Origin of the sequence: Cupriavidus sp. DF5525, from assembly GCF_040149425.2 — a bacterium.
GTDB lineage: Bacteria > Pseudomonadota > Gammaproteobacteria > Burkholderiales > Burkholderiaceae > Cupriavidus > Cupriavidus pickettii_A.
The window spans coordinates 2,715,931-2,736,475 of record NZ_CP168266.1; the positions used below are offsets into that span (position 1 = coordinate 2,715,931).

A 20,545-nucleotide genomic window follows, 5' to 3' on the forward strand; every position below is an offset into this window, starting at 1 on the left:
AAGCTGGCTGGCGCCGAACGCAGCGTCCATGAATATGGAACGCCGCGGCGGGCCACAGCGGGCATGGCCCGCGTACCGTTGGAGGGGAAGGAGGTCGTGCCGGGTCAGCGGCCGTCGAACGCGATGACCTTGGGCAGCTCTATGGCGAGGAAATCGACCAGCGACCGCACCGCGGGAAGCAGGCCGGTCCGATAGGGAATCAGGGCGGAGATGCGCGCATCCGCGGCGATCCAGCCCGGCAGTATTTGCCGCAGCATGCCGGACTGCAGCTCGGCGCGGCAGATATACCCGGGCAGGGCTGCTACGCCAATGTTGGCGCAGGCAGCCTCCTTCACGGACATCATGCTGTTGCTCTGGAATCGTGGCTCGATCGGGATGGTGACGAGCCTGCCGTCGGGGCCGTGCAATTGCCACTGCGGCGGCCCTTTGCGCACCGCCGAGATGATGGCATGGGTTGCCAGTTGCTCCGGTTCCTCCAGGGGTGGCATCCGTTCGAGGTAGTCGGCACCCGCAAACAGGCACCACGGCGCCCTGGCAATGGGCCGTTGCACCAGGTTGGAATCCTGCAGTGCCGAGGTATGCCCGCGGATTGCCAGGTCGAAGCCCTCGCCGACGACGTCGACGAGCCTGTCCGTGGCAAATTCCACGATGCTGACCTTGGGATTGCTGCTCAGGAACGTCGGCAGGATCTCGCGCAGCGCAAACTGCGCAAGCTCGACCGCTACCGTCACGCGAATGATGCCGCTGGGTTCCACAAGCCTCTGGCGCATCGCCTGTTCCGCGACATCGGCGCTCTGCAACACGGCGACAGCGTACTGGTAGAACTCCGCGCCCACGTCGGTCACGGCGAACTGTCGCGAGGTCCGGTTGATCAGGCGCACGCCCAGCGACGCCTCCAGTTCTTTGACCCTGTGACTCAACGTCGACTTGGGCATTCCCAGGCTGTTACCGGCAGAGGTGAAGCCACCGCGGTCGACCACTTGCACGAAGTAATAAATGTCTTTCAGGTCCAGCATCAGGCGGCCTTGGTAGCGGTTGGTCCGATCGTGTGTGTCCATCGCATGGTACTGCATGGGGTACGCGCGGTGCCATGGTCCGGCACCGCCATCGACCGCCATTGCCATGCCTTCCGCCAGCGCACCCCTCGGCCGTACAGAAGACAGTGCGCCCGTTCCGCGCGCCTGGGCCAGCCGATCGTTCGCGTCCCTTGAACCCAGCGTACAAGCACCAGGCCTTCTCAAATGAAATGGAGCGACTAAGCTCTGTTCCATTAAAAGAGGAGACATGAAGATGGATGCAGCTGTTGTTGTCGACGCGCTGATCCGCGGGCGCCAGACCAAACGCGGTTTTCTCGATCAGGCGGTGCCCCTCGACACCGTGCGCGAGATTCTTTCCGTGGCGAAGTACGCGCCGAGTTCGAGCAATACCCAGCCCTGGCGCTGCTACATCGTCGTCGGCAAGGCCAGGGACCGGATCGTCGAGGCCGCGGTCGAGGCATACCGGGCCGACCCGGAAGACCTGGCGCCCGAATACCCCTTCTTTCCCAACCCACTGCACGAGCCTTACGCGGAACGCTTTAACACCTTCCGTGGCCAACTCGGCGATGCACAGGGTGTCCACAGGAGCGACAAGGTCGGACGCAGGCGCGATGTGGAGCGCCAGTTCAGGTTCTTTGACGCGCCCATCGGCATCATCTTCACGATGGACCGGCGCCTGGAGCGGGCCAGCTTCATCTGCTACGGCTGCTTCCTGCAGAGCATCATGCTGGCCGCCCGGGCCAGGGGCCTGGATACCTGTCCACAGCAGATCTGGTCGCTGCAGTTCCCCGTGCTGCGGGAGCATCTGGACATCCCTGAAACCGAGATGGTCATCGCAGGGATGTCGCTCGGCTACGCCGACGACAGCCTGCCAGAGAACAACATGCGCATGCACAAGCTCGAGCTTGATGAATTCGTATCGGTCGTCGAAGCGTGATGCGACAGAAGTGCCGATGCATTCCCTGACGGCAGATGCCGTGTCTTTTCACATCCCTCAACCTTGAGCGGGAGATTTAAATGTCGATTATCAAAGGATTTCATCACCTGACGGCCGGTGTCAGCGGCGCGCAGGAAGACGTGGATTTCTATGTCAAGCTGCTCGGACAGAGCCTGGTGAAGAAGACCGTGCTGCTCGATGGCGAAGACCCGATCTACCACCTCTACTACGGCAACGCCAATGGCGATCCCGGTACCCTGGTGACCTCGTTTCCCTTCAGGCAAAAGGGCGTGAAGGCCAGGCCCGGATCCGGACAGGTTCGCGTCATCAACTACTCGGTACCGCGTGACTCGCTGGATTTCTGGCGAGACCGGTTCCGTGCGCATGGGGTGTCGTATGCCCAGGACGTGACCGAGCGCTTTGGCGAAAGGCGGCAGCGGTTCTTCCACCCCTGCGGCATTGAATTCGACCTCGTGGAAACGGATCAGGATGCGCGGCCCGCCTGTGCGGCAGACGATATTCCCGATGGGGTGGCGATTCGCGGCGTGCACAGCGTCACGCTGTCGCTGCGCGAGGTCGCCGAATCGATCATCTTCATGACCGATGCACTCGATTTTCGCCATGTCGGTGACGCCGGTCCATACCATCGTTTCGAGACCAGCACGGGTGGCCCGGGCATGGTGGTTGAGTTTCTGCATGAGCCCGAGCGTCACCAGGGCTCGTCCATCTATGGCGAGGGTACCGTCCATCACGTGGCCTTTGCCGTCGACAATATGGACCAGCAGATGATCCTGAAGGAGCGGTTCATGGCAATGGGCCATATCGATACGTCCGAGTCGGTCCATCGGAACTACTTCCGCTCCATGTACTTCAAGATGCCAGGCGGTGTGATGTTCGAAGCGACAACGACCGACATCGGCTTCGCGATCGATGAGGAGCCCGGACACTTTGGCGAGGAGTTCCAGGTGCCGCCCTGGCTGAAAAGCCGCAAGGACGAGTTGCTCGGCCGGCTTGAGCCGATCGCCGTGTAAGCCCCCGACACAACCTGAAAACGAAAGTCACACACAATGTCAAAACCTAAAATTCTGGTTGCCTTCTACTCCCGTAATCGCTCGACGGAGTTGTTGGCCAAAGCCGTTGCCGAAGGCGCCATGGAGCTTGGTGCGGAAGTGCGCCTGCGGCGCGCACGGGAGGTGGTGGGCCCGGAGGTCATGCGCCAGGCGCCGGGCTGGCTGGAGAACGCCAACGCAATGAACGCGCGCTACGAAGCGCCGACGGAGGCGGACGCCGAATGGGCGGATGCCATCGTGTTCGGTACGCCGACACGGTTCGGCTCGATTTCCACGGAGCTGAAGGCTTATATCGATGGTCTCGGCGGCCTCTGGTTCCAGGGCAAGCTGAACGGCAAGGTCGGCTCCGTATTCGGATCGACGTCCTCCCTGCACGGGGGCAATGAGTCGACGCTGCTTTCCATCTATACCCCGATGGCGCATCTCGGGCTGATCATCGTGCCGCTCGGCTATGCCGATGCGGTGATGTTCAAGGCCGGCACGCCATACGGCGCCACGCACGTCTCGAACCGCGACGCCGACAAGCCGGATGAAGACCACCTTGCCGTGGCGCGATTCCAGGGCCGCCGGGTGACGTCCGTTGCGCTGGCCTTGCATCCCGAACGGGAAGCCGTACCTGCCTGACGCGGATGTGCCAGGGGCCGGCGGTCGCCGGCCGCCTGGCAGGATGCGCGTCCTGCCTCGACATGCACGTCAAGCAGTCAGCGCGCCGCTGCGCAACGATTGCGTGGCCAGGGCCTCGATGACGGATCGAGGCACTTCCGCAGAGGCCAGACCCGTCGCGTGCGTAAACCGGACGTCCTTGAGTCCGATGATGCCAAGCACTGCCGTCAGGTACGGGCGAAAGAAATCGGGCTGGACCGGCGGATCGCGGAACATGGCGCCGCCGGATGTTACCGCCACGAAGGTCGGGCGATCACGCAACAATCCAACTTTTCCTGTGGGCGTGTTGGTGAAGGTCACCTCGCGTCGAACCACGAGATCGATCCAGTGCTTGAGGACGGCCGGCACCGTGAAGTTGTGCACCGGAGTGGAAATCCAGAGCAGATCGGCCTGTTCGAGCTCCCGGATCAACGCGTCCGACACGGCAAGCGCTGCGCCATGGCGTTCCTTTGCCTCGGCGGCGGACAGCAGCAGCGCCTCCGCGTATTCAGCGGTGATGGCCGGTAGCGGCTCGGTACCAAGGTTGCGTCTCCTGACATGGATCTCGCGCCCGAAATGCGCGGACAACGCAGGCAGCAGTTGCTCGGTCAGGTGCCGGCTCGTGGAATAGTCACGGCGCGGGCTGCAATCGAGCAGCAGCAGGTTGAGGGGGATCATTGCAGATCCATGCTGAAGTGCAGGCCCCGGGCGAGCAGGCCTGAACGGAAATAGAAACGCTGGGCCAGCGCGTTCGCGAGCGCGGTATCCAGGACAAGTTGCTGGCAGCCTTCGGCGCGTCCAAGCTCGCCGAGCGCTTGCAGCAGACGTTCGCCGTGGCGCTGGCCCCGGCCTTCGGCGTCGGTGACCAGATCGTCGACGTACAGGAAGCGCCCGTGGATCATGTTGTCGAGACGGCGATATCCGGCCAGCGCAACAGGTTTGCCATCGTCCCAGACCGCGAGCAGCCGATATCCTTGCTCGCCCTGCAGCGTGACATTGGCCAGGAGGTCTTCCGGGGTTTGCAGTTGGGGACGCAGTTGCCGCATGACAGGGAAACAGGCACGGATGTCCGCCTCCGTCTCCGCATGTCTGAGAATCAGGTTGTTTGCCATGGTGCCGATCAATGCTGGTTTGTGCAGGCTTCAATGTAGCTGACCGATGACACGGTCAACAGGTGCATGTTTCTAGTTTTTGACTAGGCCATGATTTGGGCGCCTGCTCGATCCGCGAGCAGATTTATGCGCTTTCCCGCACGTGGATTGAACAGGCAGGCGTGCCGTAGTCGGCCCCGAAGCCGTTGGCAGTGCTGGCGCCACCGCCTTTTTGCGTCGCCCGGACAGTGGCGTCGACGAGGACGACCGGCGTCGGCTGCAGCTGCGCTCACGCCTTCCATGCCGCAGGCTGGGCCACCGATTTCCCGTAGCGTTCGCGCGCGGACCTGACCACTTCGATCGGCAGCTTGCCGTCATCCACCAGCGCCCGCAAAGCGGCGACCACGACGGAGAACCGATCCACCTCGAAGAACTCGCGCAGCGCCTGTCTGGTGTCGCTGCGCCCGAATCCATCCGTGCCGAGCGTCACATAGCGGCCAGGCACATAGGCGCGAATCAGTTCGGGCACCGCCCTGACATAGTCCGTGGCAGCAATCACCGGGCCGTTCGACTTTGCCAGAGTCGTCTCCACATACGATCCGGCGTGTTGGTCGCTCAGCCGGTTCGTCCGTTCCACCTCGATGGCCTCGCGCTGCAATTCGGTAAAGCTGGTGACGCTCCACACCTGCGCCACCACGCCCCAATCTTCTGCAAGGATTCGCGCGGCGGCGATGACCTCTGGCAGGATCGCGCCCGATCCCAGCAGGCTGACCTGGCTCGCGGCCTGGTTCTCCGGCGTCAGCGAGTACATGCCTTTCAGCATGCCATCGCGCAATGCTTCCGCTGACCCGCCGTGGCAGTCCGGTCCCGTCGGCATCGACGGTTGCGCATAGTTCTCGTTGCCGACCGTGACATAGTAGAAGACATCGCGCTGCTGTTCGCCCATCTCGCGCATGCCATGCTCCACGATCACCGCGACCTCGTAGGCAAATGCGGGGTCCCAGGCGCGGCAGTTCGGAATGGTCGATGCGGCAAGGTGGCTGGTGCCGTCCTGGTGTTGCAGGCCTTCGCCGCCCAGCGTGGTCTTGCCGGAAGTGGCGCCGATCAGGAAGCCGCGGGCGCGCTGGTCCGCGGCCGCCCAGATCAGGTCGCCGATGCGCTGGAAGCCGAACATCGAGTAGTAGATGTAGAACGGCAGCATCGGCAGGTCGTGCACGCTGTAGGCGGTGGCGGCAGCGATCCATGACGAGATCGCGCCGGCTTCGGAGATGCCTTCTTCCAGGATCTGCCCGCCGGTGGATTCGCGGTAGTAGAGCATCGAGCCCAGGTCCTCGGGCTCATAGCGCTGGCCGAGCGGGGAATAGATGCCGACCTGCCGGAACAGGTTGGCCATGCCGAAGGTGCGGGCCTCGTCGGCCACCACCGGCACGATGCGCGGGCCGAGCGCGGCATCCTTCAGCAGGCTGCCGAGCATGCGGACGACCGCCATTGTCGTCGACATCTCCTTGCCGCCTGCGTCCAGCGCGAAGCGCGCCCAGTTGTCCAGTGCCGGCACGGCGAGCCCCTCGGTCGCGGTCTGGCGGCGTCGCGGCAGGTAGCCGCCCAGCGCGGCGCGGCGCGCATGGAGATAGCGCATTTCCGGGCTGTCCGGCGCCGGCTTGTAGAACCGCACTTCCGCGACGTCCTCGTCCGACAGCGGCAGCTGGAAGCGGTCGCGGAACGCCTTCAGGTCATCGAGATCGAGCTTCTTCTGCTGGTGGGTAGTCATGCGGCCCTGGCCGGCCGCGCCCATGCCGAAGCCCTTCATCGTCTTGGCAAGGATCACGGTCGGCTGGCCGTGGTGGTCCATGGCCCTGGCATAGGCGGCATGGAGCTTGCGCAGGTCGTGGCCGCCGCGGCGCAGGCGATCGATATCGTCATGGCTCAGGTGCGCGGCCAGCGCGGCAAGCTCCGGGTTTTGCTGGAAGAAGTGTTCGCGGTTGTACGCCCCGTCGTTTGCCGAGAAGGTCTGGAACTGGCCGTCGACCGTCTGGGCGAAGGCGCGCAGCAGGGCCCCGGAACGATCGCGAGCGAACAGTTCGTCCCAGTCTGAACCCCACAAGACCTTGATCACATTCCATCCCGCGCCGGCGAACAGGGCTTCGAGTTCGTCGACGATGCGCCCGTTGCCGCGCACAGGCCCGTCGAGCCGCTGCAGGTTGCAGTTGATGACGAACACCAGGTTGTCCAACTGCTCACGGGCGGCGAGGGACAGCGCGCCGATCGACTCCGGCTCGTCCATCTCGCCGTCGCCAAAGAACCCCCAGACCTTGCGCTCTGATGCCGGCAGCAACCCGCGATTCTGCAGGTAGCGCATGAAGCGCGCCTGGTAGATCGAGTTGATCGGCCCGATGCCCATCGACCCCGTCGGGAACTGCCAGAAATCGGGCATCAGCCACGGGTGGGGATACGAACACAGGCCCGGCCCGGCGATTTCCCGGCGGTAGTGTTCAAGATGCGACTCGCTGAGGAACCCTTCGAGATAGGCGCGCGCATACACGCCTGGTGCCGAGTGAGGCTGGAAGTAGACGAGGTCGCCACCTTGTCCGGCATCGGCTGCGCGGAAGAAATGGTTGAACCCCACCTCGAACAAGTCCGCAGCGGAGGCATAGCTGGCGATATGCCCGCCCAGTTCTCCATAGGCGCGGTTGGCGCGCACCACCATGGCCAGCGCATTCCAGCGCAGGGCGGCGCCCAGGCGTGCCTCGGTCTCCAGGTCGCCCGGATAGGGCGGCTGTGCTTCGACGGGGATGGTATTCACATACGGGGTCGAAGTGATGCGCGCGGCCGCGAGGCCCCTGGTCGATGCATGGGCGGCCAGGCGCTGGAGCAGGAACTGCGCGCGCGCGTTGCCTGCGTGCGCGACGACGCCCTCCAGCGCGTCCAGCCACTCGCGCGTTTCCTGTGGATCGCTGTCCTCGTTGGCAGAGGGCAGGGCGAGCATCGATTGCATACCGTTTGACACATCCGTCATGGCACGACTCCGGTCCGAATTGCGGGGAAGGGATAGATCCTGTTGTCAACAAAGGCTACGCCTGGAGCTGCGGAATGTGTGTCTGTTTTATCTTGTGGAAACCGGTGGAGGCAGTATAAATTCTCCTGGAAGATGTCATTTAGAGGAATAGTTACATATGCTCGAAAATGCACAAAAGCTGGACCGTACCGACATTGCGATCCTCAACCAGCTTCAGCAGAACGCCCGCATCACCAACGCCGAGCTCGCGCGCGCCGTGAACCTGTCGCCGACACCCTGTTTCAACCGGGTCAAGGCCCTCGAGAAAGCGGGGCTGATCAAACAACAGGTCACGCTGCTGAATCCGGAGCCGCTGGGGCTGCGCATCAATGTGTTTATCCAGGTCAGCCTGGAGAAGCAGGTGGAAGATGCCTTGCGTCGCTTCGAAGAGGCGATCGACAAGCGTCCCGAGGTGATGGAGTGCTACCTGATGACGGGCGACGCCGACTACCTGCTGCGCGTGGTGGTGCCAAGCATGCAGAGCCTGGAGCGCTTCATCCTGGAGCAGCTCACCAAGATCCCTGGGGTCTCCAATATCCGCTCGAGCTTTGCGCTGAAGCAGGTGAGATACCGCACGGCGCTGCCGTTGCCGCCGGGCGGCTTGACGTTGAGCGTGGATAGCGAGGAGGACGCGTGGCGGTAGATACGGCACCTGAAGCGCGGTTCTAAATCCTGCCTTGCCAAACTCTGCTCAGGCAGCTATATTCCAGCCAACCGAATCTGGAGGCTTGGCCATGGACGCAAAGAAACGATCAGTGATTGCAGAACTGAGTACTGGCGAACTTGGCTTTCTCGTCACAGAGGTGCGCAACCATTTGCTTGCCGGCGTCGAGCGCGAGCTGGAACCGTTGCAGATCACAGCGGCTCAGTTCGTGGTGCTGAACAGCATCATGTCGGGCAAGGGCCGCACGCTCAGCGAATTCTGCCGGCTGCTCGGCTACGATTCGGGCGCCATGACGCGGCTGCTGGACCGCATCGAGGCCAAGGGCATCATCCGCCGCGTGGAGAACCCGGCCGACCGGCGCAGCCACATCGTGGAACTGACCGAGCAAGGCAAAGCGGTGTTCCCTCAGGCGCGGCTGGGTACCGAGGTGGCGATTCGCCGCCTGCTTGCCGGCTTCAGCGAAAACGATGCCGAGGCGCTGCGCGGGATGCTCAAGCGCATCCTGGCAAATGCGGCCGAGGGCTGATCCGGCCGGCTTTTTTTGAATATTTATCTGCCTAGGCATATTAAGCCTGGGCAAAGAGATGCGGAGAAAGGCGATGACTATTCCACGAAAGGCGCGAACCGTCCCGGCCTTGCGGCGCCTCGGCGTGCTGGGTGCAGCCGTGCTCCTGGCGAGCTGCGCCAGCATGACGGGGCTGGAGACGCAAGCCACGGTCGATGATGCCAACCGCCTCGCCGCGACCGCATCGCTGGGCGCTACCCCGGTGTCGCCGGCGGCATGGCCGGAGCGTGCATGGTGGCAGGGCTTTGGCGACCCGCAGCTGGATGCACTGGTCGAGGCGGCGCTGGCCGGAGAGCCGACGCTGCGCGTCGCCGCGGCGCGAGTGCGCCAGGCGGATGCGCTGGCGGGCGGTGCCGAAGCCGCGCTGTCTCCGCAAGTCAACCTGAACGCCCGGAGCACGCGCCAGCGCTTCAGCGAGAACAGTGTCGCGCCGCGGCCGCTGGCAGGCAGCTGGAAATGGGCCAGCGACGTGCAGCTTGGCCTCGGCTACGAACTGGACTTCTGGGGCAAGAACCAGGCGACCTTCGACGCCGCGCTCGACCGCGCCCGCGCCGCGGAAGTCGACTACCACGCGGCGGAACTGATCCTGACCACGTCCGTGGTGCGGACCTACCTGAAGCTCGACGCCGCCTATGCGCAGCGCACGCTGACCGAACAAACCTATCGCCAGCGCCAGAACACGCTGGACCTGACACGCCAGCGCGTGGCCGCGCAACTCGACTCGCGGCTCGACATGAAGCAGGCCGAAGCGGCGCTGCCGGCCACGCGCGAGCGGCTTGCCGCGATCAACGAGATCATTGCGCTGACCCAGAACCAGCTCGCCGCCCTGGTCGGCAAGGGCCCGGACGCCGGCGCCGATATCCGCCGCCCGCAGCTTCGCAATGACTACGCGGTAGCAGTCCCGGCTTCGCTGCCGGCCGAGCTGATCGGCCGCCGGCCGGACGTGGTCGCGCAGCGCTGGCGCGTGGAAGCCGCCAGCCATGACATCAAGGCGGCCAGGGCCCAGTTCTATCCCAACATCAGCCTGACCGCGTTTGCCGGCCTGCAAAGCCTGAGCCTGTCGGACCTGCTGACGGCGGGCAGCCGCACCTTCGGCATCGGCCCGGCGATCTCGCTGCCCATCTTCGATGGGGGCCGGCTGCGCTCCAACCTCGGCGCGCGGCAGGCGGAGTACGACGCCGCCGCGGAGCAATACAACGCCACGCTGGTCACCGCGCTGCACGACGTGGTCAGCCAGCTGGTGTCGCTGCGCTGGCTGGCCGAGCGCGCCGGCGAACAGCACCAGGCGCTGCAGCTGACGCAGGAGGCCTACGACATGGCCGTGTCGCGCTATCGCAGCGGCGTCGGCAACTACCTGCAGGTGCTGTCGGCCGAAGGCCAGGTCCTGCAGCAGAAGCAATTGCTGATCGATCTCGAAACCCAGGAACGCACGCTGCACCTGGAACTGATCCGCGCCCTCGGCGGCGGATACGAAACGGCTGCCGCGCCCGCCAACGACACGGGCACGGCCAAAACCCCCGCGACACGGAGCGCATCATGAATCCCGCAAGCCAACCCAATCCCACGAACAAGACACCGGCGGAGCAGGGCGATGCCCGCCCGTCGCGCCGCCGGCGCATCGTCGCCGCGGCCTCGCTCGCGGTGGCCCTTGCCGCGGCGGCGGGCTACTGGGTGCAATACGGGCGCCACCAGGTGTCGACGGAAGATGCGTATGTCGAGGGCAATGTGGTGCAGGTGACGCCGCAGGTAGGCGGCGTGGTGACTGCGATTCTTGCCGACAACACCGACCTGATCGAGTCCGGAAAGACGCTGGTCGAACTGAACGGCGTCGATGCACAGCTCGCTCTCGCCGCGGCGCAGGCCCAGCTTGCGCGCACGGTGCGCCAGGTGCGTGGCCAGTTTGCCGCCGCCGGCCAGGACCGCGCCAACGTGGAACTGCGCTCGGTCGACCTGGCGCGGGCCCAGGAAGATCTGGCGCGCCGCTCGGCGCTGGCCGCAAGCGGCGCGATCTCGGGCGAGGAGCTGGTCCACGCCACGCAGACCGTGCGCACCGCGAAGGCGTCGCTGGCCATGGCGAGCGAGCAGCTCAAGCGCAACCAGGCACTGGTCGAGCGCACCTCGGTGGACTCCCACCCCGACGTGCAGGCGGCGGCCGCCCAGGTGCGCAATGCCAGCATCGCGCTGTCGCGCACGCACATTCCCGCGCCGGTCGGCGGCGTGGTCACCAAGCGTTCGGTGCAAGTCGGGCAGCGTGTCAGCGCCGGGGTGCCGATGATGTCGGTGGTGCCGCTGGACCACCTGTGGGTCACGGCCAACCTGAAGGAATCGCAACTGCGCGATATCCGCCTGGGCCAGCCGGTCACGCTGACCACCGACCTGTACGGCGACGGCGTGGTGTTCCACGGCCGTGTCATCGGGCAGGACGCCGGCACCGGCAGTGCCTTTGCATTGCTGCCGGCGCAGAACGCCACCGGCAACTGGATCAAGGTGGTGCAGCGCGTGCCGGTGCGTATCGCGCTCACTCCCGCGGAAGTCGCGGCCCACCCGTTGCAGATCGGCCTGTCGATGAAGGTTTCGGTGGATACGCGTTCGCGCGACGGCAAGCGGCTGGTCGCCGTCGATGCGTCGGGCCAGAACTACCGCACCACGGTGTTCGCCGACGAGCTGGCGCGCGCCGACGAACTGGTGCGCCGCATTGTCCAAGAGAACCTGTAGGCACCGCAACACAACGGAGACGCCGGCATGAAACCCGCTAAACCCCAAGGCCTGCTGCTGCTGACGATCGGTGCGCTGACCTCGATCGACTTCCTGCAGAACGGCATGGTGGCCTTCGCCACCGCTCCCATCATGGGCGAGATCGGCGCCAGCCCCGAGGAGTACAGCACCGTCGCGGCGGCATACGCCAGCGTGGCCGTGGTGGTGATTGCGCTGCAGCGCTGGATGGTGGAGCGCGTGGGATGGCGCCGCTATGTCCAGGCCGCGCTTGGCGCGGCTGCGATCGGTGCGATCCTGTGTGCCACGGCCGAGAGCTATCCGGGCTTCCTGGTCGGCCGCATGGTGATGGCGCTCGGCTGCGCGGGCATGCTGACCTCGTCGCGGCTGGCGGTGAACCTGATCCCTCCGAGTCCGGGCAGGTTCCTCGGCATCAAGGCGCTGGCCACGGGCATTTGCTGCGGTACGGCGATCGGGCCCTGGCTGGCCTCCGTCATCGTCACGGCAGACCGGTGGCCCCTGATCTTTTGGCTGGTGGCCGCTGCCGTGCTGGCGTTGCTTCCGGCCACCCGCGTCCTGCCCACGGCCACGCTGGCGCCGGCGCAACGCTCGGACGCCCATCCGGTTCGGCTTGCGGCGCTGGCGGTCGGCAGCTTCCTGCTCCTGTTCGTGCTGCAGCGTTCCTATTACGACTTCTACGCCGACCAGCTGTGGCTGGTGATCGGCGCGGTTGCGGGCGCCACCGCGCTGCTTGCCTTTATCTGGACGGAATCCAGAAGCACACGTCCGCTGCTCAAGCTGCGCAGCCTGGTCGAGCCGCGCTACCTGAGCGGCCTGGCGCTCTTTACCTTCTGCTATGTGACGCTGGGCGCGAACGGCTACCTGCTGCCGATCATGCTGCAGCGCTCGTTGGGGCACTCGTGGTCCACCGCCGGACAGTTCTATGCGCTCGGGCTTGGCGCCGGCGTCGCGACCTGGCTGACAATGACGCGCCTGCTGCCGCGCTGGCCCAGCCCGCGCAAGTACTTTGTCGCGGGCTTCCTGGCGCTGGCGGCCTCCGCCTGGCTGATGAGCCGGACCACGCCCGCGCCCGACCTGTGGGGCCATATCCTGCCCGCGCTCGCGCTCTATGGGGTCTTCATCATGATGCTGATGCCGGTCACGGCCATGCAGACCTTCAACGGCGTCATGCACGACGAGTCGGTGTTCTCGCACGCGCAGCAGACCAAGAACATGCTGGGGCAGATGGGCCAGGCGCTGGGCGTGACGCTTGCCACGGTCGGGCAGCAGTGGTTGACGACGTGGCACTACAGCACGCTGCACGGCGCGATCAATCCTGCCAATCCGCAGTACCAGGAGACCCACGCGCGCTTCACGGCGGCGTTCTCGAACGCGATGGATCCCGTCCGCGCCGCGGAACTGGCCACCGCGCAGATCGCTCAGGTGCTGGCGCAGCAGTCCGCGCTGCTGGCTAACCTCGACCATTTTCGCGCGCTGGCGGTGGTGGCGGTGCTGGCGGTCGCGGTGAGCCTGGTCCAGAAGGTGATCCGATGAGCCGCGACCCGCAGCCGTCGGATGCGGTGGCACTGTCCGCGGTCCTGGTAGCGACCAGCCGCCTGCGGCGCGCCACCCAGCATGGTGCCATTCCGGTGTTGCGCGACGCGGACCTGACCGTGTCGCAGTGGCTGATCCTGTGCCATCTGCGCGGCGCCGACGGCAGCACCCTCACCGAAATCGCCGCCGCCATCGACCATGACGCTGGCGCGCTGTCGCGCGCGGTGTACCTGCTGCGCGAGCGCGAACTGATCGTGGCGCTGAAGGTGCCAGGAGACCGGCGCAGCGTCAGTTTGTGCATCAGCCCCTCGGGAGAGGCCCTGTGCGGCAAGGTCGATGCCCAACTGCGCAGGCAGATGGCCGACGCGCTCGATGGCGGCATGGCGGGGCCGGAATTGCGCATGTTGCTGCATCTGATGGACAAGGCCGTTGCGGCGCTGTCAGGGCCCGCCAGGCGGCCGCTGGCGAGCTAGTGCAGGCTCAGCGCGCGTCGAAGCGCGTTGCCAGCCTCCCGTGGCGGAAAGCGTCGACAACGAAATCGATGAACACCCGCGTCTTCGGGGGCAGCAGTTTCTTGTTGGGGTAGTACAGCGAGACCGGGCCGTTGTCGGCATACCAGGCCGGCAGCAGCCGCATCAGCGCACCGCTCTCCAGCCACCTGGCGGCATGCGGGGTCGGCAGCAGCGCAACGCCCAGGCCGAGAATGGCCGCATGCGCCATCGCTTCCGGGTCGTCGAAGACCATCCGCGTGCGGTGCTCGGCTGGCGCCTCTTCGCCGACCTGGTTGCGCAGCGTCCACGCGCGCAGCCGGCCGGTCGAACCTGAGCGCCGCACGATCCCGTCCAGCACGGCAAGATCGCGCGGATGCTTCGGCAACGGCCTGCCTTTCATGTACGCGGGCGATGCCGTCACCACGATGTGTGTAGGCGCCAGCTCGCGCGCGACCACGCCGTCGGTCAACTCGATCCCGCCGCCGATCGCGGCGTCGAAGCCGTCCTGGATCAGGTCCACGGGCCGGTTCTCGAAGTGCCAGTCCGGCACGATCGCGGGATAGCGTTCCAGGAATTCTCCCAGCAGCGGTACCAGGTATTCCCTGCCGAAGGCGAGCGCCATGCTGACTTTCAGCACCCCCGCGGGTTTGCCGGCGTCTTGCGAGGCACTGGCAAAGGCGTCGCGCAGGGTCGAGAACGGATCGGATACCTGCCGGAGAAACTGTTCGCCGCTTGCGGTCAGCGTCAGCTGGCGCGTGCTGCGCTGGAACAGCCGCAGGCCAAGGTGCGATTCCAGGCGCGCCACGTTCTTGCTGATCGCGGCAGGCGTCAACCCAAGCTGGCGTGCGGCGGCCGAGAAACTGCCGGCTTCGGCACTCCGGACGAACGATTCGAGGAGATTGAGCGCTTCCATGCCACCAGCTTATACCAGCGGTTGAAAAAGTTGATGCCGACTAGTGACTACCGGCGATGCAATGCGCCAACCATACTGGTCTCACCAACTTCTCATGTTCAGGAGCACTTCATGACCACCCTCTCCGGAAAAACCGCTTTTGTCACCGGTGGCGCCCGCGGCATCGGCGCGGCGATCGTCCGCCGCCTGGCGCGCGAGGGCGCGGCAGTCGCCTTCACTTACCAGCAATCGGCGGCCGCGGCCAATACGCTGGTGGCTGAAGTGGAGGCGGCCGGCGGCCGCGCGCTCGCCATCCAGGCCGACGCCGCCGACCCCGGAGCGCTCACCGGTGCGATCAACGACGTCGCACACCAGTTCGGCAAGCTCGACATCCTGGTCAACAACGCCGGCGTGCTGCTGCTCGGCCCGGTCGAGAGCTTCTCGCTGGAGGACTTCGACAAGACGCTCGCCGTCAACGTGCGCGCCGTCTTCGTCGCCGCGAAAGCTGCACTGCCGCACATGGGGCAGGGCGGCCGCATCATCAATATCGGCAGCACCAATGCCGACCGCATGCCGTTCCCCGGCGGCAGCGCGTATGCCATGAGCAAGTCCGCGCTGCTGGGCCTGGTGCAAGGCATGGCACGCGACCTGGGTCCGCGCGGCATCACCGTCAACAACATCCAGCCGGGTCCGACCAACACCGACATGAATCCGGAAGCCGGCGAATTCGGCGCCGCGCTGCATGACCTGATGGCGCTGCGACGCCACGCGACGCCGGACGAGATCGCGGGCATGGTGGCTTATGTCGCGGGCCCGGAAGCCGGATTTGTGACGGGCGCCAGCCTGATGATCGATGGCGGGTTCAGCGCCTGACTTTTGGTGCGATGGCGGCCTCACGCGGCCGCCGCGCGTAGCCGCCTCGCGGTAAAGCGCAGCAGGATCCGGCTGCCTTCCGGTAGCCTGGCCGCGTCGCGCGTGTGCAGCGTCACGCCGCACACGCCCGCGCGGACCTGCAGCATGGCCGGCATCCATCTCCCATCACCCGCTTGCGCCACCGCGCCGTCGTAATCGTCCGGGGCGGGCGTGCAGATCCCCTGCGGCAGCCTCACTGCCAGCGCATGAGCTGCCGGCCCGGCCATGACGGTGCCGGCCAGTTCGTGCGGATGCCCCAGCACGGCGCCGGCAAGCTCCACGTCGCCGGCCGATACCAGCTGCCGGGCGTAGGTCGAGGAGCACGGTGCATCGCTGCCGGCTTCGGCTGCCTGCCGCAGTGCCACCGGGTTGACCGTAAAGCCGTGGCGCAGCCCGGCTTGCACCAGGTAAGCCACGTCCCCCTTGCGCTGGTGCCCGCACGCAAAATTCTCTCCCACCACCAGGGCCCGCATGCCGAGCCCGCCCAGCAGGGTCTGTTCGACGAATGCGTCCACGGGCTGCGTGCTGCGCGCACGGTCAAAGCGGATCACCAGGCAGGCATCCACGGCACCGCTCGCGGCCAGCAGTGCCAGGCGCTGCCCGACGCTGCCGAGCAGCGGCGGCGCGCGGTGCGGCGTGACCACGGCACGCGGGTGCGGATCGAAGGTGACCACCACGGCAGGCAGCCCCAGCGCATCGCCGCGGGCGCGCAACTGCGCCAGCACGGCGCGGTGTCCGCGATGCACGCCATCGAACATGCCGATCGATACCACGGCGCCGGAGGGCGCGAAGGCTTCTGCTTCGGAGAGTAGCTGCATGGGAGGCTCCCGATGAAACATGAGAGCCATGCTAGGCGGCACCGGCCCGGGCTGCCAGCGGGCGCGCCGGCATAGCCACCATAACCAGCGCGATGGTGAGGGCTTCCCCCTATGCCTCGGCCACGGCCGACGCGTGCTGCTGGAACAACTCGCGCAGTACCCCGCGTATCCACTGGTTGCCACTCTCGCGATGCACGCGGTCGTGCCAGTACATCGCAACCTCGATCTCGGGCAAGTCCAGCGGCGGCGTGACCAGTTGCAGTCCCATCTCGTCCGCCAGCATCCGCCCCAGCGTCATCGGCAACAGCACCACGGCGTCGGAGCGACACGCGATCAGCGCGGCGGTCGTGAACATGGGCACGCGACAGACGATCTTCTCGCGCGGCACGGCGGCCTCGACGGCGCGTTCCACCGACAGGTGCTCGTGCCCGGTCCCGGCCGCCGTCACCAGCACGTGTTGTTCCGCGATGAACGCGGCAAGGTCCGGGCGCGCGCCCAGGCGCGGGTGGCCGCGGCGCGTCACGGCGACATAGCGCTCGCGCCACAGCGGCTGGCGCCGCACGCCCTGCGTCAGGCCGGGGAACGAGCCGATGGCCAGGTCGACCAGCCCGGACTCCAGCCACAGGTCGATGTGCTGTGCGTCGCAATTGACGGCCTGCACATGCACGCCGGGCGCGCCGTTGGCCAGGCGGTTGATGAGCGGCGGCAGCATCTGCGCCCCGCCGGCATCGATGATGAAGAAGCTGAAGGTGCGTGATGACGTGGCTGGATCGAAGGCCACGTGGTCGGAACGCAGCGCGCGCATGCGTTCCAGGATGCCGCGCACCGGCTCGGCCAGCGCCAGCGCCTTGGGCGTGGGTTCCATGCGCAAGGCCACGCGCACGAACAGCGGATCGCCAAAGTACGTGCGCAGCTTTGCCAGCGTCTTGCTCAGCGCCGGCTGCGTGATGTTGAGCACGCGTGCGGCCCTGGTCAGGCTGCGCTCGGCGAGCAGCACGTCGAGCACCTGCAGGTGATGCAGGCCCAGATCGTCTTCATGCCGCTGAGGAATAGTGTCCATGACGTCGTCTCAATAGTAGAAGTCCGGCGTTGCAACTAGTCTACGTGGAACGCGCAGCCATGAATACAACAAGCGCGCATCGCGCCGGTGGCGAAACCTGGATCCGGATGCGAGAAGTCATCACCAAAGGAGGACGACATGAACGGATTTCCCTTCGCGGCGCCGTCGGGCAGCCAGGACAGAGAAGTTCCCGATGGCATCAGTGCGCAGCGGTTCAGGGAGGCGCTGTCGCGCGCCGCAACGCCGGTGACGGTGATTGCCACCAACGGCCAGGCAGGCGAGGCGGGCGTGACCTGCTCGGCGGTCTGTTCGGTCTGCGACAACCCGCCGACAGTGCTGGTCTGCATCAATCGCAACAGCTACGCCAATGCGGTCATCAAGGCCAACGGGGTGCTCAGCGTCAACTGGCTGCACGCGGGACAGTCCGGGCTGTCACAGGTTTTCGCCGGCGCCGGCGGGCTGCCCATGCCCGAGCGCTTTGCCACCGGCACCTGGCATCGCCAGCGCACCGGTGCACCGTGCAGCAGCGATGCCGCGCTGACGCTGGACTGCCGCATCAGCGAGGCCTTCGAAGTGGGCAGCCACAGCATCTTCCTGGCCCGGGTCGTGTCGGCCGCGCACGACGAGACGGACAGCGTTCCCCCTTTGGTCTATTGCCAGCGCAGCTACGCGACTACCACACCGGTTGCTGCTTAGGCGCCGCGCGCCGCTTCCCCTGAACCCCCAACCACGCGAGTCCGCACGGCCCGCGCAGCAGAGCCTTTGCCAAGGAGACACCGCCATGATTCGTACCGGCACGCAGTACCTGGAATCCCTGAACGACGGCCGCAATGTCTGGGTCGGCAACGAGAAGATCGACAACGTTGCCACCCACCCCAAGACACGCGACTACGCGCAGCGCCACGCCGACTTCTACGACCTGCACCATCGCCCGGACCTGCAGGACGTGATGACCTATATCGACGAGGGTGGCCAGCGCCGGGCCATGCAGTGGTTCGGCCACCGCGACAAGGAGCAGCTGCGCCGCAAGCGCAAGTACCACGAGACTGTCATGCGCGAGATGGCGGGCGCGTCGTTCCCCCGCACGCCGGACGTCAACAACTATGTGCTGACCACCTACATCGACGACCCCGCGCCGTGGGAAACGCAGTCGATCGGCGACGACGGGCATATCAAGGCCGGCAAGATCGTCGACTTCATCCGCTACGCCCGGGAGCATGACCTGAACTGCGCCCCGCAGTTCGTGGACCCGCAGATGGACCGTTCCAACCCGGACGCGCAGGAGCGCTCGCCCGGCCTGCGCGTGGTGGAAAAGAACGAAAAGGGCATCGTGGTGAACGGCGTGAAGGCCATCGGCACCGGCGTGGCCTTTGCCGACTGGATCCACATCGGCGTGTTCTTCCGCCCCGGTATTCCCGGCGACCAGGTCATCTTTGCCGCGACACCGGTCAACACGCCGGGCGTCACCATCGTCTGCCGCGAGAGCCTGGTCAAGGATGACAAGGTCGAGCACCCGCTTGCCGCGCAGGGCGACGAACTCGACGGCATGACCGTATTCGAGAACGTCTTCATCCCGTGGTCGCACGTCTTCCATATCGGCAATCCCAACCATGCCAAGCTGTACCCGCAGCGCGTGTTCGACTGGCTGCACTACCACGCGCTGATCCGGCAGATGGTGCGGGCCGAGCTGGTGGCCGGCCTGGCGGTGCTGATCACCGAGCATATCGGCACCAACAAGATCCCGGCGGTGCAGACCCGTGTGGCCAAGCTGATCGGTTTCCACCAGGCCATGCTGGCACACCTGATCGCCAGCGAGGAACTGGGCTTCCATACGCCCGGCGGCCACTACAAGCCCAACATCCTGATCTACGACTTCGGCCGTGCGCTCTACCTCGAGAATTTCTCGCAGATGATCTACGAGCTGGTGGACCTGTCCGGCCGCAGTGCGCTGATCTTTGCCAGCGAGGACCAGTGGAACGACGACAAGCTCAATGGCTGGTTCGAGCGCATGAACAACGGCCCGGTGGGCCGCCCGCATGACCGCGTGAAGATCGGCCGCGTGATCCGCGACCTGTTCCTCACCGACTGGGGCAGCCGCCTGTTCGTGTTCGAGAACTTCAACGGCACGCCGCTGCAGGGCATCCGCATGCTGACCATGCAGCGCGCCGAGTTCTCGGGCTCCGGGCCGTACGGCAAGCTGGCGCGGCAGGTGTGCGGCATCGATTCGGCGGTGACCGACGACACCGAATACCGCAAGACCGCCGACTACGCCAAGGCGCTCGACGCCGCACGGCACCAGGAAGAAGTCGCGCTGGCGGGCGCCATGGCGATTTGACCCGCGCGGCGGACGGGGGAGGGGGCTCCGCCCGGCCCGCCCGCGTTTTTTCGCATCCACAAGAGAAGGAAACCATCATGACTGCCACCATTTCCCTTGCTACCCTGTTCGGCGAGGCACGCAGCCAGAACGGCTGGCTCGACCGCGACGTTCCCGACGCCAGGCTGCGCGAGATCTATGACCAGATGAAGTTCGGCCCGACCTCGGTCAACTGCTCGCCCGCGCGCATCGTCTTCGTCCGCAGCATGGAAGCCAAGCAAAAGCTCGCGGGCGCCGTGGCGCCGGCCAACGTCGACAAGGTGATGAACGCGCCGGTGGTGGCCATCGTCGGCTATGACACCCGCTTCTACGACCGCCTGCCTGAGCTGTTCCCGCACAACCCTGCGGTCAAGTCCTGGTTCGAAGGCCCGGAGAAGGCCGCTTTCGCCGAGACCACGGCGTTCCGCAACGGCACGCTGCAGGGCGCCTACCTGATCATGGCCGCGCGCGCGGTCGGGCTGGATTGCGGACCGATGTCGGGGTTCAACAATGCCGCGGTGGACGCGGCTTTCTTTGCGGGAACGACGATCCGGTCGAACTTTATCTGTGGACTGGGCCATGGCGATCCCGGCCGGGTGTTTCCGCGCAGCCCGCGCCTGGCGTTCGAGCAGGCCTGCACGCTGGCGTAGGCCCAAACGATCCGACCCCGGCTTCCCCACAATCCAACGGAGACA

20 protein-coding genes are annotated in these 20,545 nt (G+C 66.0%); 13 read left to right on the plus strand and 7 right to left on the minus strand.

The window, feature by feature from the left end:
* Positions 1–104 precede the first annotated feature (104 nt).
* Positions 105–1,016 carry a LysR substrate-binding domain-containing protein gene (locus ABNX08_RS33615; RefSeq protein ID WP_022537509.1) on the minus strand — a complete coding sequence of 304 codons (912 nt, stop codon included), beginning with the start codon at positions 1,014–1,016 and terminating at the stop codon, positions 105–107.
* Positions 1,017–1,290: 274 nt separating this feature from the next.
* Here ABNX08_RS33615 and ABNX08_RS33620 point away from each other — a divergent pair, with 274 nt between their 5' ends.
* The 3 genes from ABNX08_RS33620 to wrbA all read left to right on the plus strand — a co-directional run bounded on the left by ABNX08_RS33620 (position 1,291) and on the right by wrbA (position 3,668).
* Positions 1,291–1,974 (plus strand): nitroreductase, encoded by a 684-nt coding sequence (locus ABNX08_RS33620; RefSeq protein WP_022537510.1) that lies wholly within the window; start codon positions 1,291–1,293, stop codon positions 1,972–1,974.
* An 80-nt stretch (positions 1,975–2,054) separates the two neighbouring features.
* Positions 2,055–3,005, plus strand: coding sequence for a ring-cleaving dioxygenase (locus ABNX08_RS33625; protein WP_022537511.1), 951 nt, complete (start codon positions 2,055–2,057; stop codon positions 3,003–3,005).
* A 36-nt stretch (positions 3,006–3,041) separates the two neighbouring features.
* The gene (gene wrbA, locus ABNX08_RS33630; protein WP_022537512.1) at positions 3,042–3,668 is read left to right on the plus strand and encodes an NAD(P)H:quinone oxidoreductase; all 627 of its coding nucleotides are present in this window, start codon (positions 3,042–3,044) and stop codon (positions 3,666–3,668) included.
* A 69-nt stretch (positions 3,669–3,737) separates the two neighbouring features.
* Here the strand turns inward: wrbA and ABNX08_RS33635 are convergent, their stop codons facing one another.
* The 3 genes from ABNX08_RS33635 to mdeB all read right to left on the minus strand — a co-directional run bounded on the left by ABNX08_RS33635 (position 3,738) and on the right by mdeB (position 7,790).
* Positions 3,738–4,364, minus strand: coding sequence for an FMN-dependent NADH-azoreductase (locus tag ABNX08_RS33635; RefSeq protein ID WP_022537513.1), 627 nt, complete (start codon positions 4,362–4,364; stop codon positions 3,738–3,740).
* Positions 4,361–4,798: a GNAT family N-acetyltransferase gene (locus ABNX08_RS33640; protein ID WP_041681908.1), complete on the minus strand. Its 438-nt coding sequence runs from the start codon at positions 4,796–4,798 to the stop codon at positions 4,361–4,363. The genes ABNX08_RS33635 and ABNX08_RS33640 overlap by 4 nt, the downstream gene beginning before the upstream one ends.
* Before the next feature lie 268 nt (positions 4,799–5,066).
* Entirely contained in the window at positions 5,067–7,790 is a 2,724-nt protein-coding gene (gene mdeB / locus ABNX08_RS33645) for an alpha-ketoglutarate dehydrogenase (protein WP_022537515.1), read from the minus strand.
* A gap of 157 nt (positions 7,791–7,947) precedes the next feature.
* Between mdeB and ABNX08_RS33650 the strand changes: the two genes are divergently transcribed.
* From ABNX08_RS33650 to ABNX08_RS33675, 6 genes are all read left to right on the plus strand, one after another.
* Positions 7,948–8,472 (plus strand): Lrp/AsnC family transcriptional regulator, encoded by a 525-nt coding sequence (locus tag ABNX08_RS33650; protein ID WP_022537516.1) that lies wholly within the window; start codon positions 7,948–7,950, stop codon positions 8,470–8,472.
* A gap of 91 nt (positions 8,473–8,563) precedes the next feature.
* Complete coding sequence (locus tag ABNX08_RS33655; RefSeq protein ID WP_349607054.1) at positions 8,564–9,019, plus strand: MarR family transcriptional regulator; 456 nt, start codon at positions 8,564–8,566, stop codon at positions 9,017–9,019.
* Between the two features lie 73 nt (positions 9,020–9,092).
* Entirely contained in the window at positions 9,093–10,598 is a 1,506-nt protein-coding gene (locus tag ABNX08_RS33660) for an efflux transporter outer membrane subunit (RefSeq protein WP_051369937.1), read from the plus strand.
* Positions 10,595–11,773 (plus strand): efflux RND transporter periplasmic adaptor subunit, encoded by a 1,179-nt coding sequence (locus ABNX08_RS33665; RefSeq protein WP_022537519.1) that lies wholly within the window; start codon positions 10,595–10,597, stop codon positions 11,771–11,773. The genes ABNX08_RS33660 and ABNX08_RS33665 overlap by 4 nt, the downstream gene beginning before the upstream one ends.
* Before the next feature lie 27 nt (positions 11,774–11,800).
* The gene (locus ABNX08_RS33670; RefSeq protein WP_022537520.1) at positions 11,801–13,324 is read left to right on the plus strand and encodes an MFS transporter; all 1,524 of its coding nucleotides are present in this window, start codon (positions 11,801–11,803) and stop codon (positions 13,322–13,324) included.
* Entirely contained in the window at positions 13,321–13,797 is a 477-nt protein-coding gene (locus ABNX08_RS33675) for a MarR family winged helix-turn-helix transcriptional regulator (protein ID WP_022537521.1), read from the plus strand. Before ABNX08_RS33670 ends, ABNX08_RS33675 begins: the two co-directional genes overlap by 4 nt.
* 7 nt (positions 13,798–13,804) lie before the next feature.
* Here the strand turns inward: ABNX08_RS33675 and ABNX08_RS33680 are convergent, their stop codons facing one another.
* On the minus strand, positions 13,805–14,728 hold the full coding sequence (locus tag ABNX08_RS33680) for a LysR family transcriptional regulator (protein ID WP_022537522.1): 924 nt from the start codon (positions 14,726–14,728) through the stop codon (positions 13,805–13,807).
* 111 nt (positions 14,729–14,839) lie between these two features.
* Between ABNX08_RS33680 and ABNX08_RS33685 the strand changes: the two genes are divergently transcribed.
* Positions 14,840–15,580 (plus strand): SDR family oxidoreductase, encoded by a 741-nt coding sequence (locus tag ABNX08_RS33685; RefSeq protein ID WP_022537523.1) that lies wholly within the window; start codon positions 14,840–14,842, stop codon positions 15,578–15,580.
* 20 nt (positions 15,581–15,600) lie between these two features.
* Here ABNX08_RS33685 and ABNX08_RS33690 read toward each other — a convergent pair whose 3' ends face one another.
* Positions 15,601–16,437 carry an FAD synthetase family protein gene (locus tag ABNX08_RS33690; RefSeq protein WP_022537524.1) on the minus strand — a complete coding sequence of 279 codons (837 nt, stop codon included), beginning with the start codon at positions 16,435–16,437 and terminating at the stop codon, positions 15,601–15,603.
* 109 nt (positions 16,438–16,546) lie between these two features.
* Positions 16,547–17,497: a LysR family transcriptional regulator gene (locus tag ABNX08_RS33695; protein ID WP_022537525.1), complete on the minus strand. Its 951-nt coding sequence runs from the start codon at positions 17,495–17,497 to the stop codon at positions 16,547–16,549.
* Between the two features lie 138 nt (positions 17,498–17,635).
* Between ABNX08_RS33695 and ABNX08_RS33700 the strand changes: the two genes are divergently transcribed.
* The 3 genes from ABNX08_RS33700 to ABNX08_RS33710 all read left to right on the plus strand — a co-directional run bounded on the left by ABNX08_RS33700 (position 17,636) and on the right by ABNX08_RS33710 (position 20,500).
* The gene (locus ABNX08_RS33700; RefSeq protein WP_022537526.1) at positions 17,636–18,193 is read left to right on the plus strand and encodes a flavin reductase; all 558 of its coding nucleotides are present in this window, start codon (positions 17,636–17,638) and stop codon (positions 18,191–18,193) included.
* A gap of 85 nt (positions 18,194–18,278) precedes the next feature.
* Positions 18,279–19,832, plus strand: a complete 1,554-nt coding sequence (locus ABNX08_RS33705) for a 4-hydroxyphenylacetate 3-hydroxylase family protein (RefSeq protein ID WP_022537527.1) — start codon at positions 18,279–18,281, stop codon at positions 19,830–19,832.
* Between the two features lie 77 nt (positions 19,833–19,909).
* Entirely contained in the window at positions 19,910–20,500 is a 591-nt protein-coding gene (locus ABNX08_RS33710) for a malonic semialdehyde reductase (RefSeq protein WP_022537528.1), read from the plus strand.
* Positions 20,501–20,545: the final 45 nt, after the last annotated feature.